The following is a 21,219-nucleotide window of genomic DNA, read 5'->3' as shown; positions in this document are numbered from 1 at the left end:
CGAGAGACCTCACAGTGCACTGAACTACCAGACACCAGAGGAATTCATCAACCAAATCGAACGACAAAGGACCGTATCCGCTTGACATTAATCACGAATTTGTTCTTATTCAATTTGGATCAAAGATGGGGAGCAGTTCAGCTTGAGCAGATCACTAACTTCATTTTGGTACATCAATCGGGGGCAGGTCATTTCATGCCAAGGGTAGTACGCTATTGAACCATCACCATTCGACTCATAGATTAAGGCTGGTTGTATACTGCAATGTTACCTAATTCATGGCAGAGGCCTAGATAGATTCTGAAAAAGTGCAGACTCATATAACATTGGGAGGACTAGATGAAGAAAGCGATGTTGTCGTTAATAGTAATCCTGGCGCTCAGTTCAATTTCCGGCAATGCACAAATAAACTCGGATCTGGCGCAGGTAACGCTTCAGAACAACACTCAATATGATCTTTGTCTCTATGTGGATAACAAGAATAATCTCGTATGTGGCCCCGCGTCGGGTAATGGCGGCTTCTGCGTAAGCAACGTTGAGCCTGGTAGCCACGTGTTAATCGTAGCAACCGTAGATGGCACGATATCAGCATCGACAGACCCTGTCAATTTAAACCAGGGTGATAGTAAAATTGTTACCGCTACGATAGGGAGCGATAGCCAACTTAAGGTAAGTGTCAATTGAGTCCATTTTTCAAGACAGCCACGCCTATATCTCTGGGGATTTTAACGAGCTCATATGTCCTAGTATATCGAATCTTACCTGTCCCTGTTGTCTACGAACGATATTTTGGAAACCGGTCAAGCACATACAACGTCGTCAAGGCGCGTCTACTTTTACAAGTTGCTGGGAGGCATTTCACGCAGATTAGGAAGATGCTGCTCTTGAAGTAACCGCTGGCAATTTGGTTCCATCACGAAAAACCGGTATGTAAATCTAACAACAAGGAGTTACAGGAAGTTGAAGGCATTGCTCAAGGATTGTAAATGGTGGCAATTATTGTACTACTCTACAAAGTTAGCTGAAATATCTTTTGAAACGTATGCTTTATTTTATTATCGTAAAGCACTTCATGTTTATGAATTATAGTACTAATTGTGCAGTTCAAACTACTTTTTTGTTGAAGGAATTTATCATTTGCACTTCAAAGATTAAGGCTTTGATTAATAAACAAAAGGAGATTTGAAATGCCGGGTACCGAAGGGGCAAACGAAGCCAAGGAATATTACACGAATATTCCGCAGAAATCCCAAAGTTATTTTTTAAAAGGATCAAATTCCCTGGATTGGGGAATGAAAAATAGGTTGGGCAGAATATTCAATCCTGTCAGCGGAAGAACGGTCATGCTTGCCATTGACCATGGTTATTTTCAGGGGCCGACTACGGGGTTGGAAAGGATCGACGTTACTATTCTTCCCCTTCACCCATTCGCTGACACGCTGATGCTTACGCGCGGTGTGTTAAGAAGCATTATCCCTCCCGAAACTCAGAAGTCAATTGTGTTAAGAGTTTCCGGAGGCACCAGCGTACTTAAAGAGCTTTCAAATGAGTCTTTAGCCGTAGATATCGAGGATGCGATTCGCTTGAATGTTTCAGCCATGGCGGTACAGGTTTTTATAGGTGGCGAGCACGAGCGTGAATCAATTATCAACATGACAAAGACGGTTGATATGGGAACACGATATGGAATTCCGACTCTTGCCGTAACGGCTGTGGGTAAAAACATGGTACGCGATGCAAAATATTTCAGGCTTGCAACGCGGATCTGCGCCGAGCTTGGCGCGCAGTATGTTAAGACTTATTATGTCCCCGAAGATTTTGAAACCGTTACGGCCTCGTGCCCAGTGCCGATTGTAATAGCCGGCGGGAAAAAGATCCCAGAGCTTGATGCCCTCAGCATGGCTCATAATGCCGTGCAGCAAGGTGCTGCAGGCGTGGACATGGGAAGAAATATTTTCCAGGCAGAATCACCTATCGCTATGATAAAAGCAGTAAGGGCGATTGTTCATGACAACGAATCTCCCGAAAAGGCCTTTGAACTTTATAATACTTTTAAGAATAAAAAATCATAAGTGATAACCTCTTCAATACATCCGGCAGATACTTTTAGAAGTAGCGCGGGAGGCACTCTATGAAAGTATCCATGTGGTACAATAATAATGATATAAGATTGGAAGAAGTGCCAACGCCGTCTCCCGGCGAAGGAGAGATGCTTGTAAAGGTTATTTCATGCGGCATATGTGGCAGCGATTTAGTTGAGTGGTACCGCCTGCCGAGAGCACCTCTCGTTCAGGGCCATGAAGTTGGTGTTGAAGTTGTGGAAACAGGTGAAGGAGTTGATAAATTTAAAAAAGGCGACAGACTTTTTATCGCACCCAAAGTACCCTGTCTTAAATGCCGCTATTGTTTAAAGGGGCATTATCCACAGTGCACCGGCGTAAAAGAAAGGCTGCCCGGCGGGTTTGCAGAGTACATACTTGTTCCCAAAATATTAGTTGAAAACGGTTCATATTTGCTGCCTGAGAATGTAAGCTATGATCAATCTACGTTTATTGAACCTCTTGCATGTGTTGTCAGATCGCAAAGGCTTGCATCTATTGAAGAAGGTCAAACAGTTCTTATATTGGGATCCGGTACGTCGGGGCTTTTGAATATTCAGCTTGCAAAGTTTAAGAATTGTAAGGTGATTGCAACAGATGTGAATGATAAAAGACTTGAACTGGCAAAGCGTTTCGGAGCAGATTATGTTATTAATGCCCGGGCAGACGTTTTGAAAGAGCTACTTCAGATAAACGGTTCTAAAGCCGATACGGTTATCGTAACAACTTCCGCCATGCCTGCATTCAAGCAAGCCTGGGAAGCCGTTGACATGGGCGGCACAGTAGTTTTATTTACCGTCCCAGGACCGGATAAAGATGTAATTGTTCCGGTAAATGATTTTTGGAGGAAGGAAATTCGAATACTTACATCTTATTATTGCGGTCCTCCGGATATTAAAGATTCACTCGGTTTGATCTCCAAGAGCAAAATCAATGTTGATGAACTTATTACGCACCGGCTGCCGATAGAGGATACAGCCAAGGGATTTAAGATGGTTTTGGAAGGAAAAGAAGCCTTAAAAGTAATTATAAAGCCGAACGAAGAATAAGAGGATGATTAAATGGTTTTTATTCATGCAGGCTTAGCTGCAAGCAGTGAAGAAAAGGCCGACCGTTTTTATGCCGGTATATTAGGGCTTGAAAAATCACTGCCGAAAACTCTTGATAAAGACCTCGCTCAAAATATCTTCGGAATTGATGATGAGCTTTTAATTTTACATTACCGGGATAACAATGTCCATTATGAAATACTGGTTTACCAAGATTACAAAGCGCCGGAAAAACAGATTGCTCATACCTGCATCCAGGCTGCAGGCTTAAACGATATTGTTAACAAATGCAGTGGGGTGGGTCTTAAGGTAGTACAGATACCGAAGGGTGATGTTGTTTTAACTTTTATATCCGATTACGACGGCAATCTCTTTGAGTTAAAAGAACAGCCTTCCAGCAGTTAGTATTTTAGATATCACCGGGATAATCATCAGCGGCTGTTTTGTTTATTACACAATTATTAGAACACTCATAAAGATTGTGAGATGATGAAATAATTCTTCCCGGTGTTGATTCCGTCCGAAAGTTGCACAAGATTCCGCTGAAAATTGCACAGTTGAAGATACTTATTTGTTAATGGTTTTTGTCAAGGGCCATCTTATCCCCATGGTCAGGGCCAAATTAATTCCCCACCCTTTTCTTAACGGATAGAAGTTTGGTTCACTGATTCTTAGAGTCAAGATTTCGTGATTTGGGTGAAAGCTTTGTTCTGCACGATTCTCCTCTGATTGAGATTTGATGTGCATTATGAGCAAGCCGGTCCATGAGTGTTAGACTTCAGAGCCTGCCGGACGGAAATGGGTCCCCCCCAAGTACTGTTACAAGAGTACCTGCCTGCATAGGTTCTACATATGACGTGGAGCAGGTCGAGCCTGAATTTTTTGTTCTGAAATTTCTATGGAGTCTACGGGGCACGAGTTGCATTTTCATTAGGGGTTATCTAACCTTAGGCAAAGAGGGAGCCGGGTATGCCTAAGGAACAGTTCAAACTTGTTGCTGATGTGACTACAAGTGATCCAAAGAAGATCGAACCAATGAGGACTTTCAGACCGGGGAACAATACTTGAAATGGTGGAGGCATGAATATAGGGCGACGTACTAGGATGACGTCAGAAAGAGACTCTGATAACGTGTGTCGCCGATCAATAAGTAATGTCTCTGTGCAGGCGTCAGGCTTATTATTCTCAAAGGCGAATATCAGCAAGGATGTGCTAATCTACGGATTCAGTTTGGGTTTCAAGGCGCGTGGAGCTTTCACACAATGCAAACACCAGCTAACAGGTCCCATATTGAAAGGGAGAGTAGAAAAGGAGTGAGATAGAGTGATAGACAGGAGAACCTCCCCGTCGCAAAGGAAGTTGCCAATGCTTGACAGGATCACTAACTTGGCCATTGGCGAAAGTAAACAAGGATGACTGCAGGATCCGTTTTGACTCTTGAACGGGCAACTACAGTTCCATTCTCATTGACAGTGCAGAGGGCGATGACGTGGCGATGAAGATCAATTCCAGTGTACAACATAGGTCTCTCCTTTAGGTTTGTGAGACGTGGCGAGATTTTGTTTTGACAACTTATCATAGCTACTCCTCTCGACTTAAAGGAGACCGTTTTTAAAATGGTCACTATATACATTGGTACACAGTATGGAATCAGGTCTGGCATAGCGCGCGAATCATTTTAACGAAGACCTACCTCGTTTACGACCGCAGCTGTTGACATTAAAATACACTAGGAGTAGCTTTTTACGTATGCATTAACCCACGTTGCCTAGGCTTGGGTGCGGGGGCAGAATCCTACTCTGAAGGTCACAGATACTCTTTCGGGGACGCCTTCAGTAAAAACTCAAAGCAAGGAGGAAGAAATGAAAAAGCGACTTCTTTTCTTTCTGATTTCCACTCTTATCTGTGGATTATGTGAACATGAGGCGTCAGCACAGTGGTACCAGATTTCCCAACTGCAGAATTATCCCGTAACGTGCTTCCTTGTAACATCAGATAGCAATGTATTCATCGGAGGCTATTTCAGGTATCTCGTTCATTCCACCGATGGCGGGAAGACCTGGGTAAACTCGGCTAGTGGTATCCCTGCAGACACAATCCTCTCTCTTGCCTCCGCAGGCGGATACATATTTGCGGGAACAAGCGCCGGCGTTTATCGGTCTTCGGACAATGGAGGCTCATGGCAAGTGGCGAATACTGGTATTATTTGGGGTGGCGCGCCGGTAAATCAATTCGCGACTGTTGATACCACGGTTTACGTGGCCACTGATGGAGGTATCTTTCGCAGCACCGACTTCGGGACTTCATGGGTATCAGCAAATAACGGGCTTGGAACTATAGGGACCAGCACGGTTAGAACATTTGGAATAATCTCAACACCGTTGGGCCTCATAGCAACACAAGATCTTCTTCAAGGGGCTTATATCCTGCGACCGGATAGCACAACTTGGAGATACATCGGCCTCGGCACCCAATGGTGTGATGCCAGCGCCTTGGCAGCAATTGACACAATATTATTTGCGGGGACGCAGGGTGGCGTGTTCATGTACAGTGGAAAAGACACTACGTGGTTGCCTCGCAGCAACGGAATCCAAGGGTCAATGCAGTTCTGCTTTTTCGCGACGACAGATAGTCTAATCTTTATCCACGCCGGATATATCGGCGAAATATTTATGTCTTCCGATTTGGGCCAGAATTGGAAAGCGGTTGACGACAGCGTATTTGCGGGTGCGTCAGTCAACGCCATCGCAGCTAACAAAGATTATCTCTTTGCTGGAACATCGAGCGGCGCATGGCGAATACCAATCGATGACGTAATTACATTTGTAAACGTGAACCATCTCCAAGTCCCAGGCGAGTACACTCTTTCGCAGAACTTCCCAAACCCATTTAACCCAAGCACAGTAATCAGTTATCAGTTACCACTAAATGGCATGGTAGCACTGAAGATCTACGACATCCTTGGTAGAGAAGTAGAGACATTGGTCAACGAGCGCCAGACCGCAGGCAATCATTCAGTGACTTTCAATGCAAGCAATCTACCGAGCGGGGTGTACTTCTACAGACTTGAAGCTGGAACATTCAGTCAAACGAAGAAACTGGTTTTGCTGAAATGAAGTTCTAAGAGTGTGTGCTAAACCGTGGCAATATGATGGTACAGTGAGCAGTGCCCAGTCAAAGTGACTTGCGATCGCTCAAGATGCCATATCGTGCGATTGCGCAATGGCAGGAGCTCAACCATGCTTGCAGCAATGAATAGAGAGAGCCTAAAGAATTAAAAAGGAGGAATAAGAAATGAAGCATCTTGTAACACTGCTTCTCGCCGTTTCAGTAATTAGTTTAATGCCGCGGGGACTCAATGCACAAGGAATGAGAGCCCTTGATGCCTCCACTTCACTTGAGAAAAGAAAGATGAATGCTCGCGGACTAAACATGGGAAACGTTCCGGAAGGAAGAAACACCTTGCCTCACGCAGTGAGAATTACTGGAGCGAAGATGAAAAGGGACATGGGGGTGCCGAAGTGGCTGCTGAGTCATTCAGTTCAGGCATACCTGCCTGATACTGTGGTTGTATTTTCCAGCGATTCAGAACGGTACATCTATTCCTACAATTCTAGTGGACGCACTATCTCCACGCTGACTGAACAGTTGGAGAACGGAAAGTGGACGAATTATTTGAGCGAGACCCGCACTTACGATGCAAACGGAAATGAACTTACACGGGCGGATAAATCATGGGAGAATGGACAATGGGCAAACTCTGACAGCTCCGCATTTACTTATGACGCAAAAGGAAACGTACTTACATATTCTTCTGAGGCGTGGGAGAATAACCTATTGTTTGGTTCTTTTCTCGAGACCTACAGTTACGGCACAAACGGACTTGTGGACACAGTCTTGGAGCAGGAGCATTAGGAGTACGCGACACAACCAGGCATGGAGACCTTCACTTATGACGCAAACGGAAATGAACTCACATGGGTGGATAAATTACAGGAGAACGGCCAATGGGTAAACTCTGACAGCTTCACATTTACTTATGACGCAAGAGGAGATGAGCTTACATACTTGCTTGAACTGTCTGAAAGTGGTCAATGGACAGATTTCTCCTGTGATACGTCTACGTATGATGCTAACGGGCATTTACTCACGCATTTGTATGGGGTGTGGCAGAACGGACAATGGACAGATCAGGAAAGTGACACATATACCTATGACGCAAAGGGAAATAAGTCTACAGTTTTGCTCGAATCGTGGGAGGGACATTGGGTAGACTCACTAAATTATTCATACACCTACGGTTCGAATGAGAATGAGCTCACATGGTTGATTCAGCAATGGCAGAACGGCCAATGGGCAAATTATGAGCGCGACACGTTGGCTTACGATGCAAACGGGAACTTGACTCTTTATCTCCATGAGAGGTGGTCGGGTTCTTCATGGACACCTTCGGTTGGTAGTGGTTTGTTCGACCACCCATACGTCGATGTCAATGGTAACTTCTTTGATTATGAAGGATATGAAGTCACTTTCACTTATGCGCTTATCACTGCTGTACAACCGGGTAAGAGCAATCTTCCTGGCAGTTTCTCTTTGGAACAGAACTACCCCAACCCGTTCAATCCCACAACGACGATAAAGTATCAATTAGCAATGAACAGCAATGTAACATTGAAGGTTTACGACGTGCTCGGAAGAGAAGTGGAAACTTTAGTCAACGAACGCCAGAGTGCAGGTAGTCATAACCTAACATTCAACGCAAGCAACCTGCCAAGCGGAGTCTACTTGTACAGACTTCAAGCGGGAACATTCACACAAGTGAAGAAAATGATATTGATGAAATAGAACCTCAAGATTTTAATTCGTACATCGATGCTTACCCATACATTGATGGTACTATCCTGGATGAGAAAGAGATTAGTAGAATTTTTTCGTGGCCCGGGGAATAGGGCTCTACTGCGCTCGACTGGGTTGCGTTTAGTTTGATGTCAGGCTAACTTTCTTCAAGTATTCAGGGCTGAAAAAGTGGTAAGCAGGATCTCGGCGCTTGAAGAGATAATAGAAGTCATTTGGCGCGAATATGTTGTGCGGTGAGGGATAATTAGTTAGCCAGGATTCTTGAATGGGAGGTTGAGGTATGAATAAGCTTCGCTTCCTTCTTTGTTCTCTCCTATTTGTGGCCTGCAATACGACAGGACCGTCGTCAAGTCTCTCGATTCAGGTTGGGACTTATGAAGGCACTTTTTCCATCACGAACTTTGTGGGGACCGACAGCGCTTCCACGCAACAGAGTCAGGCCACATTTACGTTCAGTGACACTGGATGGTACACATGCAGGGGAGGGCTCTTCTTGCCTGGTGCGGGTGAGTACAAAATCTTGGGGGACTCCCTTTATCTGACGGACATGCTGGCACGCGTGGCAATATTCGATCTTACACAGGTACTTGATGGGTCATTTCACGTCACTATGGATGGTGATAGCCTTGTTCTCGCACAGAATGACGAAAGGCTTGACCGATATCGAACGATCAAACTTAAGTTACAGTAGCTGAGGAAGAATAAGCTGAAATGTTTTCCGGATTTGTGACAAGACAATTAGCATTTGTCACTCCAAGTAAGAGGGAAGCATGAGGAATTCTATTTTGGCAATCGCATTTGTCATGGGGATCTTTGGATGCACAAGTCAAACACCTTCCCCAACACAACCTGCTCCATCAAGTGGATACCTAGCGAGCTTTGATTCCATTACTATATCTGATTCCCTGGTACTTGCGTTAACATATTCATCATATAAATATCCTGGTGGATTTTACCAGGAAAACTTAGCAGGCGGATCGATTTATTATGATAACACTTTGAGCATCCTGCCTGTGAACCGGCGATCAGCCCACTGCTCGGAACTCTCAACAAACAGTCAAGACCAGGCGTTAGCTTGGTCCGAATCAACAGCAACCAACAGTTCATATTATCGGAGATTTGTATCAGAGAGTCAAACAGAGAAGTACTTTCAGTTTCGCAGGGTCCATCAGCTTGATACGAACGATATTGTTCTAGACCGAGTGCATAAACTGTCTTACCTCGATAGGTCGATGTTTGATAGTTTCAATCCGACCCCTCTAATAGCAAGGTTGAACCCTCGCCCGATAGACACATCAGTTGTTCAAGATTTCGTTGAATATTTCTGGTTCGTGTGGAATTATAATGTCAGCGGGGCACAAGCGCTCGCGACAGTCACACGTCAGTCTGTTGATACTTCTTGGTGCGTAATGTACTCCCTGGAAAGAATGGGAGGCGACTTCGGAGTTCCAAATGAGATCATCCTTCTTCGTTCAGTTTATTCGGTTTCGCGGCAATCAGGTGACGTATTGCTCTCGACATCGACGGGGCGCAAAGTCCAAGGGAAAAACAACTAAAGCATGCATGTGTCCTAACTCGATTCCGTACCCAACCTTGCTAATCGCCCAAGTGCCACTTACATTCTTCCATCGACAAGGGCTGTGGGAATGATGTCGTGGATTACATTCAAGAATAAAATAACCGCAACATGTCCCCTTTCATCCTCTACCGATTGCAGATACGTCATAGGGCAGGTTTGCAGTAGTTATCTGCCATGGCCCTCATGAAAGGAGGGATTCCTATGCGAGTCGTTGGTCGTTTCCTCATCTTGTTTGCAATGATCGCGTGTGCCAATCTCGCAACGGCACAACAAACAGAAAGCTTTTCCCGCGTATCAATTCCGGAAACCGAAGTAAGATACTTGCGTTCTTCCATCGTCGGGGACACATTTGAAATTTCGATTGCTCTGCCCAATAACTACTACTCGAAGGACACAACTTATCCAGTACTGTACATGACAGACGCAAATATGTGCTTCCCATTGACGGTGCAGAGCGCTCGAGTCATGGAGCAGCCCGGTATGGAAGAGCTGCCGGATATAATCATTGTAGGCATAGGTTATCGAAGCCTGGCCCAATGGGGAAGGCTCCGTTTCAGAGATCTCACTCCCACACGTATTCCTGAATACTCCTTATCGGGCGGAGCGCCGTTGTTTTTCAGGTTCATCAAGGAAGAACTAATCCCCTTTATCAAGAAGAACTATAAAGTTTCGAATGATGCAGCATACGAGGGGTATTCTTATGGAGGGGAGTTTGGACTTTATGTGCTTTTCAATGAGCCCGAACTGTTCCATCGTTACATCATTGGAAGCCCATGGTTACCACATGACAATTTTGTCATGCTCAAGTACGAATCAGATTACGCCTCGACCCATCGCGACCTGTCAGCCATAGTGTTCATGTCAGTCGGGGAGCTTGAGGAAACTGCAGGCACCGTGACAGAAATTGGGCAGGTGAGCGACATGAAACTGCTCTCCGAACGGCTCCTGCAAAGGCACTATCCGAGTTTCATGTTAGAAACAAAAGTGTTTGAAGGAGAGACGCATCTTTCGGCAGGACCCGCAACGATAAGTCGCGGCCTGCGAGTGATCTACAGAAAGTAGCTGATATAGGAGGGCTGCAGCAGGTGACACGCCGCATCACGACGCTCGATTTGACAATCCGAATGGGTGGGCGGATTACTGACTTTGTATTGGTACATGATACGGCGGAAGTCATCTTAGATGAGACGAAGAGGAAAGTCTATCTTGCATTCAACATTCTTACTGCCGGTATGTTTACGGATCTAATGCAGGTAATTTTAAGTTGCGTCGTCGTAAGGAGATAACATGTCCAAGTTTTTTGCTATAATAATCTTTTTACTCTTCTCTTCCGTTTCACGTTCGCAAACCGTTCCAGATAGTTCGCAAATACCAGACGCATCCATAGGGGAACTCGAACAATTGATCTCTCGGGAAGACTGGGTGGCTGTGGCCTCGAAATCGCTCAACTATATCACTAAACTCAGAAGCGATACAAGCGATCTCCGAGCTCAGCTCAACTTTGTGTTCATCCTCGCTTCAGCTGCGAAGACCTCCCAGGAAGAGATGTCATATGACGATCTCTCAAAAGCGGTGAAAAACTTCGTAGGCAAGAAAGTCTTCTTGCCGGTCTTTACCATCAGTACGGGGAAGGGCCCATGTTTCAACTTCTACTGCCCAGGGGAAGACGAATACGACGTCTTTTCCACCGCAACAAATCAAGCAGGTACTTATATTTTTGCATTTATCTATGCTAAGACAGGTGCCAAATTTGACTTCATCAAGAATGCCGGTCACCATGCATACTTGAAAGGAACCATCGAGTCAATCAAGCCCAATCCGAATAAGTCTTTGGCGCTAATCTTACGAATTTATATCAAGGAAGCATCGCTTCAGTTGATCGATTAGCTTTCTTTCGGTCACCTTACCGGGTACTCAAATTGACGGAACCATTGTGACATCATCCGGGGGCGTTGATAAACAGGGATGCAGTTCAGCTTTGAACGGGAAAGGCTAGAACCTAAGAATGCAAGTTCAGAGATGGAAACTCTACTAGCTCTCTGGCGGGTCACAAGCTTCACCAAGTCAAGTCTAGACACTTTATTTCCGCGAGCTGTTTCACCAATGTGATGTGACGATGAGTGACTTCAGTTAAGGTGAATTCGAGGGCCGTCGGGAATAATAGGTTATATGATTTCGCGAGGCTGGCCATGGGAATTGTTAGGAACTGTCAGCAATAAGAGCTCTAGGACGGTCAACTGCTGTACCATGATGTGACAAAAAGCGTGATAAGTCCGGACGAGATGCGAATTCAGTGGACAGGGGCGGAATCGAACCGCCGACACACGGATTTTCAGTCCGTTGCTCTACCGACTGAGCTACCTGTCCAATCAGTGAAACCCAACAAAATTGCGGCGCATTAATATAATTTTGATGCGCCAATTCTTCAAGTACGTCCCGATGTTTATTTGTTTGCATATGCGTCCTTAGCAGGACTATCTTATCTCGATGCAAATTCCCAAATCCCAAAGGAACTCCCGGTGACTGTAGTTAAACCTCCACGACTCAAAAAGGGCGATCTTATTTCGGTGATCTCACCAGCAAGCCCGCCAAAGGATTCTTCAAAAGTCCAGGCAGGTGTCAGGTACTTCGAATCTCTCGGGTATAGAGTCACTATTAGCCAAAATGTTTTCGATTCTTATGGATACCTCGCGGGCACCGACGAAGAACGTGCCGATGATATTAACCAGGCGTTCGCTGACAAGAATGTCAAAGCTATCATCTGTTCACGAGGAGGATACGGCACACCGAGAATTCTTGACCGCGTTGACTATTCAGTCATCCGGCAGAACCCGAAAATATTCGTGGGATACTCCGATATTACATCACTCCAGCTTGCAATCTTCAAGAAGACCAGACTGGTCACTTTCAGCGGACCAATGATGGGGGTCGAGTTTGGCGAGAAGATCGATTCCTATTCCGAAGAGAGTTTTTTCAAGATTGTCACGTCAGTAAGAAAACCGGGAAAGGTGAAGAATCCACAAAGCCTCAAAGCAGCGTTCAAGGGAAAGCGGAATTCTGTGGGGAGGCTTCTGGGCGGGAACCTTACAATGATCTCAGTGATTCTAGGCACTGAGTATGTCCCTTCATTCGATGAGGCGGTACTTCTTATAGAAGAGGTAAATGAAGAACCGTATTCCGTCGACAGAATGTTCACTCAGCTTCGACTTGCGGGCATTCTGGACAAACTGAACGGATTTGCCCTGGGTCAGTTCACAAATTGTTCGCCGGAAGATCCTGCTAAGCCTCACAGAACACTTGAACAGATCCTCGATGAAGATATTTTCTCAATAGGGAAACCTTCAATCTCAAATCTGGCATATGGCCATCTGCCCGTGAAGATGACACTTCCTATAGGGACACTCGTTTCCATAGACCCCGCGCGGAAGAAGTTCTCGTTGGAGGAGCCGGCAGTTGTCTGACTTGATCGTGAGTGTAACCGGCAACAACTGAGCGCTACGGAGTCACCCCGTTCCAAATGGTTTTTCCTTAACGCCTGTTGCTGATCCCCGTAAGAAAATTGGCGATTATCATTGCTGCAAGTTTCGCGGTACGCGAGTCGAGATCGTATTTCGGATTCAGCTCGCATATGTCTATCATTGCTGTCTTCTCTTCTGTGCCGGCAAGATAGGCGCATTCCAAAATCTCTTCTGCAGTGAGTCCGGTTGGTGTCGGCGCGCTCGCCCCGGGTGCGTCGGAACTTCTCACGCTGTCAATATCGAAACTGACGTAAACATGGTCTGTCGACTCGCTGACATGCCTGTAAGCTTCCATGAATGCATTACAATTCTTCTGAGACCTGATGTGACCTAACGAGTATATCTGCCCCCCGACTCCTTCAACATATAAAATATGCTCGCGCGAATTCACGAATTCCTGGATGCCGTATTCCACGAAATCCGACGCGAGTATGTCTTTTTCTTCGATGAGCATTCTGTATGGTGTACCGCTGTTGATCCCTTTTGAATAATCGCGGACGTCGAGGTGTGAATCGATGTTTATCACACCGCACCTCCCGAGCACATTCTTGCAAGCGCGACCATTTGGAAAACTCATGTCGTTGCTCCCGCCGATTGCAATCGGGATCATTCCGTTCCGGAGAGCGTAGCTGTCGACTTCCTCGAGATGCGCGAGAGCATCTTCGAGCTTCATTTCGCGCTTGATGTTGCCCGCGTCGAATATCCTGAGCTCGGCATCCGAAACCGCCGATGACTTGGTCGGAGTCAATTTGTAAAGCGCCCGCCTGATCTCGTCGGGACCTGCCGCGCTTCCTGCCCGGCCACGATTACGAACTGTCCCTTCGTCATACGGGAATCCCACAACTACGACTTTGATGTTGTCGCCGAGCTTCTCCCTCTTCGTCTCGACTGACTCTCCGAACCTTCTGTCACCCTTCTCACCGCGCTTGTAAAGGATTGCGGGATCAGGCTCGTCAAGGAAATTCCAGAACTGTTCCATTCTTTATCACCCTGTGAATTCTGTTTTCAGTGAAATGATACGGAATGTAACTGTAATCGTGCGCGTCGATGACAAGCATGTCCGCCTGCTTGCCGACTTCGATGCTCCCGAGCCGGTCCGATATCCCGAGAGCTGCGGCGGCGTTGATAGTAGCGGCGTTCAGTGCCTCCTCCGCCGTCATGCCGTTCAGAGTAATTGCGAGCCACATCGTCGCGCGCATGTTGTCTATCATTGACGTGCCGGGATTAAAGTCGGTGGCGATTGCTACCACACAGTTATTATCGATCATCTCTCGCGTTGGAGCGGGCTTCGTCCTTAGATAGGCAGCAACGGCCGGAAGAACGACTCCCACCGTCTCACTCTTCCCGAGAGATTTCATCTCCTCCCGGGAAATGTTTTCGAGATGGTCAGCGGAAACCGCCCCGAGCTCGGTAGCTAAAGTCACTCCGCCGTTCGCGGACAGCTCGTCTGCGTGTATCTTTATCTTTAAGCCATGGTCTTTAGCGGACTTCAGTATCCTCTCGGCTTCGCTGACGTTGAAGAATCCGTTATCACAGAAGACATCGCAAAATTCGGCGAGTTTTCTCCTCGCTACGTATGGAATCATCTCTTCGGTAACGCATCTGATGTAACCGGCGCGGTCGTTCTTGAATTCCGGAGGGATTGCGTGGGCCCCGAGAAAAGTGATTACGATTTCCGCGACGGAATCTTCCTTGAGCTCATTCGCAGCTTCGAGAATCTTCAGTTCATTTTTGAAATCCAGTCCGTAGCCGCTCTTTATCTCGATCGTGGTCGTACCGTTTGAAAGAAATTTGTCTATTCTCCTGTCGGCAATCGCTCTCAGTTTTGATTTCGGCATATCACGTGTCGCCCTGACAGTCTCGAGTATCCCGCCTCCCCTCGCGGCAATCTCCTCGTATGTGGCGCCGTTAGCACGCAACGCAAACTCGTGCTCTCTTGTGCCGGCAAATATCAGATGAGTGTGCGGATCTACAAAACCCGGTATGACGATTTTGCCTGAAGCATCGAGGGAGTCGCAATCCGCATCAGCTATGTTCCTTCCAATCGCTGCAATCTTGCCATTATCAATAAGGACGTTGACATCGTGGAGGACGCCCACTTCGTCCATTTCATGTCCGCGCTTGTACGGGCGTCCGTTTGCAGCGCATGTGACGATCGCTTCCGCGTTTCTGATCGCTAGTCTCACTTTGGCGTCGCGGTGTAGGTGGCCGTTATCGTTACGGAGACCGTCACGTCTGAGGCATTGAGGGAAGGAATCGCGCCGAGCGTCTCCATCCGCGCTCCGTAGAGAGGAACCGGAGGCCGAACAAACGAAGTGCTCATATTCTTGACTTTCAGATCCGAGAGTCCTTCGAGCTTTGCGATCGTCGCGGCCTTCTCGTGCGCCTTCGCCACGGCTTTTTCGAGCGCCTCCGTCTGCAGCCGATCCTGTTCTTTCGCCCTGAACTGGATCCCGTTTATCGTCACGCCTTCGACTGCTGTGATCTTCTCGAGGACTTGATTCATTTGTGAGATCGGGACGGAGAGATTCATAATTGCCGACACCTGGTAATAATCCGGCGTAATCTTTTCTGGTTTCTTGTAATCGAAAGACGGCGTCACGGACAGATTGTCGGTGAAAATCTTTGTCGTGTCGACAAGATTCTTCAGTGAGCTCTGCAGCGAATTGTATGTTGCCAGATACGTCTTGAAAGATTCCGTAGCGAGCGGCTGTCTGGCTATGATGCTCAAGTGGAATTCGGCTATACCGGGTTCTGCGGATACCTCAGCGTCCGCTGACACCGTTATCTCCGATTGTGCCCATGAAGATGCGGAGAGAGCAATTGAAATTGCAAGAGCCACGATGCTGCGCATGTCTGTCCTCAGTTTTTCAATATTTATATAACGTGAAGGGAAAATTCAATTGACTTGGGTGGTTATGTCGAAGCAGGTGCCCTTTGACGGCGGTATTGTCGCAAAATGAACCGGGTCGATAATTTCAGCTGGATTGAATTGTGGATCCACATCCGCATTCATTTAAGTTCACAATAAAACTGTAAAATTATGAGTCTGACTGAACAGTAATGCTCTTGTCATTCCGAACGAAGTGATTCCGTCCATGGAGCGCGGACAGATTCACAAGGTGAAGAATCTTCCGGAGGTGTCCACAAAGGTACAACAGGCGAGCATTGTCGAATTGGTAAGCTATACCGGCCAGCTTGCTGCGTTGCCTTTGCGACGGCCTGTGCGTATATTTTTTAGTGGAGAACTGAATGCGAGATATTCTTGTTGTCGACGATAACGCGATTAACAGGCAGCTTGCCGTCTATCTTTTGAAGAAGGGCGGCTACAATGTGTACGAAGCTGAATCGGGCATGCAGGCGATCGGTTTCCTCCATGCTCAGCGGCCGGATGTCATCCTCCTCGACATTCAACTCCCTGAGATGGATGGAATAGAAGTCTTGAAACGTATTCGCGAGGACAAGGAGACTAAAGAAATTACCGTCATCGCGTTGACAGCCTACACGATGAGAGGTGACAAGGAGAAGTTCGAGGCGGCCGGTTTTGATGGATATCTTGCGAAGCCGATCGAACCGAAAACTTTTGCGAATCAGGTACTCGAAATATTTAACGCTTGAGTAAAGATTATACTTTTGAAGAACTGAAAGCTCTGTTCGCAGCCGATCTCTCGCAGAAGATGAAAGTTTTGCAGGATGCCGTCGGCAACGGGAGCTGGGAAACGATAAGCAGGATTTCGCATCAGATAAAAGGAACGGCGAAATCCTTCGGATTCACAAATATCTCGGCGCTCGCCGCGGAACTCGAACAGTCGATCGCGCAGAATAGATTGGAACTTGCGCCAGGACTTGTGAAGAAAATTTCCGACGCGTCTGTTCTTTGACAAACTGGAAACCAATTTCCTCCAAGGGTGCCGTGCATCTTTTTACGAAATAATTTTGGGGATGATACGGAATCGACGGGGATTTGGGAAGCGATGAGTCGCGTGCCGCGGTTCTCCGGTGCCGCGTTAAAAAATCGGTAAATCTGTAAATGCGAACTACAACTACGCATTGGCTGCCTAATTAAAAAAAGGTAACCCGTCCATCCGGTGGCTCTGTCTGCCGGTACCGTGCCGACCCTTTCACATCCTGTGATGATCGGCATCCCGAACATCCTGTTCGGGAGAATGGGCGTCGCCCAGGCAGGCTTTTCCTTCGCAGGCGCCCGGTGGGCGAAGGGAAATATTACGCCGGGATTGCCGGACACAACTCTGCTTCGCGAGCAGTATCCGGTGAAATAATTCGTCGAAGCTATGCACGTAGAAGCTCATCGGATCCTATCTTCGGACCGGGGTTCGACTCCCCGCATCTCCACTTCTCAGGCTCAAAACGTCAGCAGCAAGGTTTAATTCGACAGCAAACATTGGAATAACCGCCTGCCGATACACTCACTTCTGGCGAGTGAGATTTCGGCAATACCCCTTTGGCAAACCGACACTCACAGGTTCAACGAGTAGACATGGAGAGGAATGCTGAGTGAAGGAAAGAGAGAATAGCCGCTTAAGGTTGAATTGCGGCTTTCTCCGGAATCGGTGGCGGTGGAACTACCGATGAGCTGCAAGTATTCGAAGTGAATAGTTTAATTTTGAATTCGTGGAGCATGACCCTGAAACTACAAGTGCTTGAACAATTGCTCATCCCGGGAGTCGTCGTCGTCTCGGCAATCCTCGTGGGATTCTTCCTGAGAGCCGTCGTGCTGGCATCACTCCTCAGAGTTGCACGGAAGACGAGCTGGCGGTTCGGAGACATCGTCATTGCCGCCCTCAGGAATTCTATCGTCCTCTGGTCGCTCGCCCTTGGACTGTATGTCATCGTTGAAACTCAAGGACTTCAGAAGACGACGGAAGAGTGGGTATCAAAGGCGCTCGGGGTTATTGTAATCTTTTCGGTTACAGTCGTCGCCTCTTACATCGGCACAGAGATAATCGAATACTATAAATCAAGAATCACCGGCCTTGCCTCCGCGACGAGCCTCCTAAAGAACATCGTTCGGTTTACCGTCTATTCCGTCGGCGTCCTGATCATCCTGGATGATCTGAGAATATCAATAGCGCCTCTTCTTACCGCGCTGGGTGTGGGCGGACTTGCGATTGGCCTCGGTCTCCAGGAAACACTCTCTAACTTCTTCGCCGGGCTCCAGATACTGGCCGCTAAACAGATTCAAATCGGGAATTACATTAAGTTGAGCACAGGCGAGGAGGGTTACGTTGAAGACCTCAACTGGCGGGCGATAATAATCTGTTCTCTTTACGGGAACCACATGATCGTACCGAACAAAAGCCTGGCTAATCTGACTATAACGAATTACGAAAGACCTACTCCCGATGTCGCGGTCCCGGTCGAGATGGGTGTAGATTACGCCAGCGATCTTGAGAGGGTGGAACGCGTGACCGTGGAAGTTGCCAAGGAAGTCCAGAAAACAGTGCCGGGTGCCGTCCGCGATTACCAGCCGTCAATCAGGTTTGGCAAGTTCGGCGATTCAGCGATATGCTTCTCTGTAAATCTTCGGGGCGAAAGATTCGTCGATCAGTATTTACTCAAACATGAATTCATCAAGAGAGTTAAGGATAGGTTCGACCGCGAGGGGATAGTAATTCCATTCCCGGTACGCACGCTCCACTTGAACAAATAGGGAATGTCGAGTAACCCTGACTCCTTCTGCATTCAAGTCAAAGCTTATCCTGACAGGACTCCTTGGTCGCAGAGCCGCAACGCTTTCGGAGCTTGTTGAGCTCATATGGTCCGTGAAATCTTTGCTCAGAGAGCTATCGGGATACTTTGTCGTCCGAGCGTAAAGCGGTAAAGTATGGCTTGAGGCACACAGGCAAATCATATATCGCTTTTTATTTCGGTGTCGATCTGACCGCATCGATTCGTCGGCTGGATTGTTGGATGATTTATCTAAATCCCTGCGTATGCTGACTCTGGCCGCGTTCAAATAGAAAAAGTCCCGCTCTCGCGGGACCTTTTCACCTTTGACCCCTCGCTTTCGCTCGGGGGATGCTCTTAATTTTGCTTAATACATATCACCCATCGGAGGAGTCGGCATAGACGGTTTCTCCTTCTCCGGTTTCTCACATACCACTGCTTCAGTGGTGAGGAGTAAGCTTGCAACGCTTGCAGCGTTCTGAAGTGCGGTACGTGTCACCTTTGTCGGGTCGATCACGCCGGCCTTGATAAGGTTCTCGTACTTCTCGGTCTGCGCGTTAAATCCGAAATCGTCTTTACCCTCTTTGACCTTCTGGAGGACGACGGAACCTTCCAATCCAGCATTGTTGACGATCCATCTCAGCGGTTCTTCGAGTGATTTCTTAATGATCTCGATTCCGATTTTCTGATCTTCGTTTTCAGTCTTAACTGAGTCGAGCTTTGAAATCGTCCTGACGAGCGCGACGCCGCCTCCAGGAACGATTCCTTCTTCGACTGCAGCGCGTGTCGCATGAAGTGCATCCTCTACGCGGGCTTTCTTCTCTTTCATCTCGACTTCTGTTGTCGCGCCGATCTTTAGAACAGCAACTCCGCCCGACAACTTCGCGAGTCTCTCCTGGAGCTTCTCTTTGTCATAGTCCGATGTCGTCTTATCGATCTGCGCTTTGATTTCGTTGATGCGTCGCTTGATATCGTCTTTCACGCCCGCACCTTCTACGATCGTCGTGTTGTCCTTGTCGACGGTTACCTTCTTCGCCGTTCCGAGTAGTGCAAGTGTTGTATTTTCGAGCTTGAATCCCTTTTCTTCTGAAATGACTTGTCCGCCGGTCAGGACTGCGATATCTTCGAGCATTGCCTTCCGCCTATCGCCGAATCCAGGAGCCTTCACTCCAACGCATTTCAAAGTGCCGCGAATCTTGTTCACGACCAGTGTGGCGAGTGCTTCACCTTCGAGGTCCTCTGCGATGATCACGATCGAGCGTCCGCTCTGCGCGACTTTCTCAAGAACGGGGAGAAGATCCTTCATCGCTGAAATCTTCTTGTCATGTATGAGGATGTAAGGATCCTCCATGTCCGCTTCCATCGACTCCGTGTCGGTAACGAAGTACGGTGAAAGGTAGCCGCGGTCGAACTGCATTCCTTCGACAACTTCCATTGTCGTGTCGGTACCCTTCGCCTCTTCAACAGTGATTACTCCGTCTTTTCCGACTTTATCCATCGCGTTCGCGATGAGTTCGCCGATCTCGCTGTCGTTATTGGCGGAAATAGTCCCTACCTGCGCGATCTCTTTCTTGTCGGTCACTTCGCGGCTCATCTGCTTCAGGCCAGCCACGATTTGCTCTACTGCGAGATCGATGCCGCGCTTCAGATCCATCGGGTTGGCTCCGGCGGTTACGTTTTTCAGTCCTTCGCGATATATGGCTTGCGCAAGGACTGTCGCCGTGGTCGTGCCATCGCCCGCTACGTCGGAGGTCTTGGATGCGACTTCGCGCACCATCTGGGCGCCCATGTTCTCGATTGTATCTTCGATTTCGATTTCCTTCGCGACTGTCACGCCATCTTTTGTGACTGTCGGGGCACCGAACTTTTTGTCTATGATAACATTGCGTCCGCGAGGCCCGAGCGTCACCTTCACCGCATCGGCGAGCGTGTCGACTCCGCGCTTCAGGGCTGACCGGGCATCAGGACCGAACTGAATTATTTTTGCTGCCATTATTTCAATCTCCTTTTGTTAAAGAATTGCAAAAATGTCACTCTCTCTCATTATGAGGTACTCTGTTCCCTCATAATTGACTTCAGTACCGGAATATTTTCCGTACAAAATCCTGTCGCCAACTTTCACCTCGATGGGAATCTTCTTTCCCTCGTCGGTGACTCTGCCTGGCCCAACGGCAACGATCTCTCCTTGTTGCGGACGCTCTTTTGCAGTGTCCGGAACATAGAGTCCGCCCTTGGTCTTCTCGTCAGCCTCAAGCGGTCTCACAACTACTCGATCTGCCAATGGCTTAATTTTCATTTCTAAACCTCCTTTTATTTTTTGCTCATTAGGGTTTGAATCCGATTGGCACTTTCATATTGCGAGTGCCAATTTAATTTGCCTCTTGCAAAAAGTCAAGCACTCGTGATGGTAGAGTGCCAACCTTCTTTCT

Annotated in this window: 21 protein-coding genes, 1 tRNA gene and 1 other RNA gene; 17 read left to right on the top strand and 6 right to left on the bottom strand. The window is 47.5% G+C overall.

Annotation, left to right across the window (positions count from 1 at the left end; genetic code table 11):
- Positions 1-339 precede the first annotated feature (339 nt).
- The 12 genes from VIS48_00405 (at position 340) to VIS48_00350 (ending at position 11,471) form a co-directional block, all read left to right on the top strand.
- On the top strand, positions 340-684 hold the full coding sequence (locus VIS48_00405; GenBank protein ID HEY9164601.1) for a hypothetical protein: 345 nt from the start codon (positions 340-342) through the stop codon (positions 682-684).
- Positions 685-1,187: 503 nt separating this feature from the next.
- Positions 1,188-2,072: a 3-hydroxy-5-phosphonooxypentane-2,4-dione thiolase gene (gene lsrF, locus VIS48_00400; protein HEY9164600.1), complete on the top strand. Its 885-nt coding sequence runs from the start codon at positions 1,188-1,190 to the stop codon at positions 2,070-2,072.
- A gap of 59 nt (positions 2,073-2,131) precedes the next feature.
- A complete protein-coding gene (locus tag VIS48_00395) occupies positions 2,132-3,148 on the top strand; it encodes a zinc-binding dehydrogenase (GenBank protein HEY9164599.1) in 1,017 nt (338 codons plus the stop codon).
- Positions 3,149-3,160: 12 nt separating this feature from the next.
- Entirely contained in the window at positions 3,161-3,553 is a 393-nt protein-coding gene (locus VIS48_00390; protein ID HEY9164598.1) for a VOC family protein, read from the top strand.
- A gap of 1,457 nt (positions 3,554-5,010) precedes the next feature.
- A complete protein-coding gene (locus tag VIS48_00385) occupies positions 5,011-6,264 on the top strand; it encodes a T9SS type A sorting domain-containing protein (GenBank protein ID HEY9164597.1) in 1,254 nt (417 codons plus the stop codon).
- A 178-nt stretch (positions 6,265-6,442) separates the two neighbouring features.
- Positions 6,443-7,063, top strand: a complete 621-nt coding sequence (locus VIS48_00380; GenBank protein ID HEY9164596.1) for a hypothetical protein — start codon at positions 6,443-6,445, stop codon at positions 7,061-7,063.
- 21 nt (positions 7,064-7,084) lie between these two features.
- Complete coding sequence (locus VIS48_00375) at positions 7,085-7,993, top strand: T9SS type A sorting domain-containing protein (GenBank protein ID HEY9164595.1); 909 nt, start codon at positions 7,085-7,087, stop codon at positions 7,991-7,993.
- Positions 7,994-8,285: 292 nt separating this feature from the next.
- Positions 8,286-8,696 (top strand): hypothetical protein, encoded by a 411-nt coding sequence (locus VIS48_00370; GenBank protein ID HEY9164594.1) that lies wholly within the window; start codon positions 8,286-8,288, stop codon positions 8,694-8,696.
- Between the two features lie 541 nt (positions 8,697-9,237).
- The gene (locus tag VIS48_00365; GenBank protein ID HEY9164593.1) at positions 9,238-9,561 is read left to right on the top strand and encodes a hypothetical protein; all 324 of its coding nucleotides are present in this window, start codon (positions 9,238-9,240) and stop codon (positions 9,559-9,561) included.
- A gap of 224 nt (positions 9,562-9,785) precedes the next feature.
- A complete protein-coding gene (locus VIS48_00360; GenBank protein ID HEY9164592.1) occupies positions 9,786-10,646 on the top strand; it encodes an alpha/beta hydrolase-fold protein in 861 nt (286 codons plus the stop codon).
- Positions 10,647-10,669: 23 nt separating this feature from the next.
- Positions 10,670-10,870 (top strand): hypothetical protein, encoded by a 201-nt coding sequence (locus VIS48_00355; GenBank protein HEY9164591.1) that lies wholly within the window; start codon positions 10,670-10,672, stop codon positions 10,868-10,870.
- Between the two features lies 1 nt (position 10,871).
- Positions 10,872-11,471, top strand: coding sequence for a hypothetical protein (locus VIS48_00350; GenBank protein ID HEY9164590.1), 600 nt, complete (start codon positions 10,872-10,874; stop codon positions 11,469-11,471).
- 407 nt (positions 11,472-11,878) lie between these two features.
- Here the strand turns inward: VIS48_00350 and VIS48_00345 are convergent.
- Positions 11,879-11,951, bottom strand: a tRNA-Phe gene (locus tag VIS48_00345).
- Positions 11,952-12,103: 152 nt separating this feature from the next.
- On the opposite strand from VIS48_00345, the gene VIS48_00340 reads away from it, so the two are divergent.
- Positions 12,104-13,045, top strand: a complete 942-nt coding sequence (locus VIS48_00340; GenBank protein HEY9164589.1) for an LD-carboxypeptidase — start codon at positions 12,104-12,106, stop codon at positions 13,043-13,045.
- Between the two features lie 67 nt (positions 13,046-13,112).
- Here VIS48_00340 and VIS48_00335 read toward each other — a convergent pair whose 3' ends face one another.
- From VIS48_00335 to VIS48_00325, 3 genes are read right to left on the bottom strand one after another with little or no spacing between them, the layout of a single operon-like run.
- Positions 13,113-14,081: a formimidoylglutamase gene (locus VIS48_00335; protein HEY9164588.1), complete on the bottom strand. Its 969-nt coding sequence runs from the start codon at positions 14,079-14,081 to the stop codon at positions 13,113-13,115.
- A complete protein-coding gene (gene hutI / locus VIS48_00330; protein ID HEY9164587.1) occupies positions 14,056-15,288 on the bottom strand; it encodes an imidazolonepropionase in 1,233 nt (410 codons plus the stop codon). The genes VIS48_00335 and hutI overlap by 26 nt, the downstream gene beginning before the upstream one ends.
- Positions 15,285-15,956, bottom strand: a complete 672-nt coding sequence (locus VIS48_00325; GenBank protein ID HEY9164586.1) for an SIMPL domain-containing protein — start codon at positions 15,954-15,956, stop codon at positions 15,285-15,287. Before VIS48_00325 ends, hutI begins: the two co-directional genes overlap by 4 nt.
- 398 nt (positions 15,957-16,354) lie before the next feature.
- Here VIS48_00325 and VIS48_00320 point away from each other — a divergent pair, with 398 nt between their 5' ends.
- The 4 genes from VIS48_00320 (at position 16,355) to VIS48_00305 (ending at position 18,773) form a co-directional block, all read left to right on the top strand.
- Complete coding sequence (locus VIS48_00320) at positions 16,355-16,720, top strand: response regulator (protein HEY9164585.1); 366 nt, start codon at positions 16,355-16,357, stop codon at positions 16,718-16,720.
- The gene (locus VIS48_00315) at positions 16,717-16,983 is read left to right on the top strand and encodes an Hpt domain-containing protein (GenBank protein HEY9164584.1); all 267 of its coding nucleotides are present in this window, start codon (positions 16,717-16,719) and stop codon (positions 16,981-16,983) included. The genes VIS48_00320 and VIS48_00315 overlap by 4 nt, the downstream gene beginning before the upstream one ends.
- Positions 16,984-17,040: 57 nt before the next feature.
- Positions 17,041-17,458: a transfer-messenger RNA gene (gene ssrA / locus VIS48_00310) on the top strand.
- A gap of 283 nt (positions 17,459-17,741) precedes the next feature.
- Positions 17,742-18,773, top strand: coding sequence for a mechanosensitive ion channel family protein (locus VIS48_00305; GenBank protein HEY9164583.1), 1,032 nt, complete (start codon positions 17,742-17,744; stop codon positions 18,771-18,773).
- A 384-nt stretch (positions 18,774-19,157) separates the two neighbouring features.
- Here VIS48_00305 and groL read toward each other — a convergent pair whose 3' ends face one another.
- Together groL and groES are read right to left on the bottom strand one after the other, a co-directional pair.
- Complete coding sequence (gene groL, locus VIS48_00300) at positions 19,158-20,783, bottom strand: chaperonin GroEL (GenBank protein ID HEY9164582.1); 1,626 nt, start codon at positions 20,781-20,783, stop codon at positions 19,158-19,160.
- Positions 20,784-20,801: 18 nt separating this feature from the next.
- Positions 20,802-21,086, bottom strand: a complete 285-nt coding sequence (groES, locus tag VIS48_00295; GenBank protein HEY9164581.1) for a co-chaperone GroES — start codon at positions 21,084-21,086, stop codon at positions 20,802-20,804.
- Between the last annotated feature and the right edge of the window lie 133 nt (positions 21,087-21,219).

It is taken from the genome of Candidatus Kryptoniota bacterium (assembly GCA_036567965.1).
GTDB lineage: Bacteria > Bacteroidota > Ignavibacteria > Kryptoniales > JAKASW01 > JAKASW01.
This window is presented reverse-complemented; position numbering and strand designations above follow the sequence as displayed.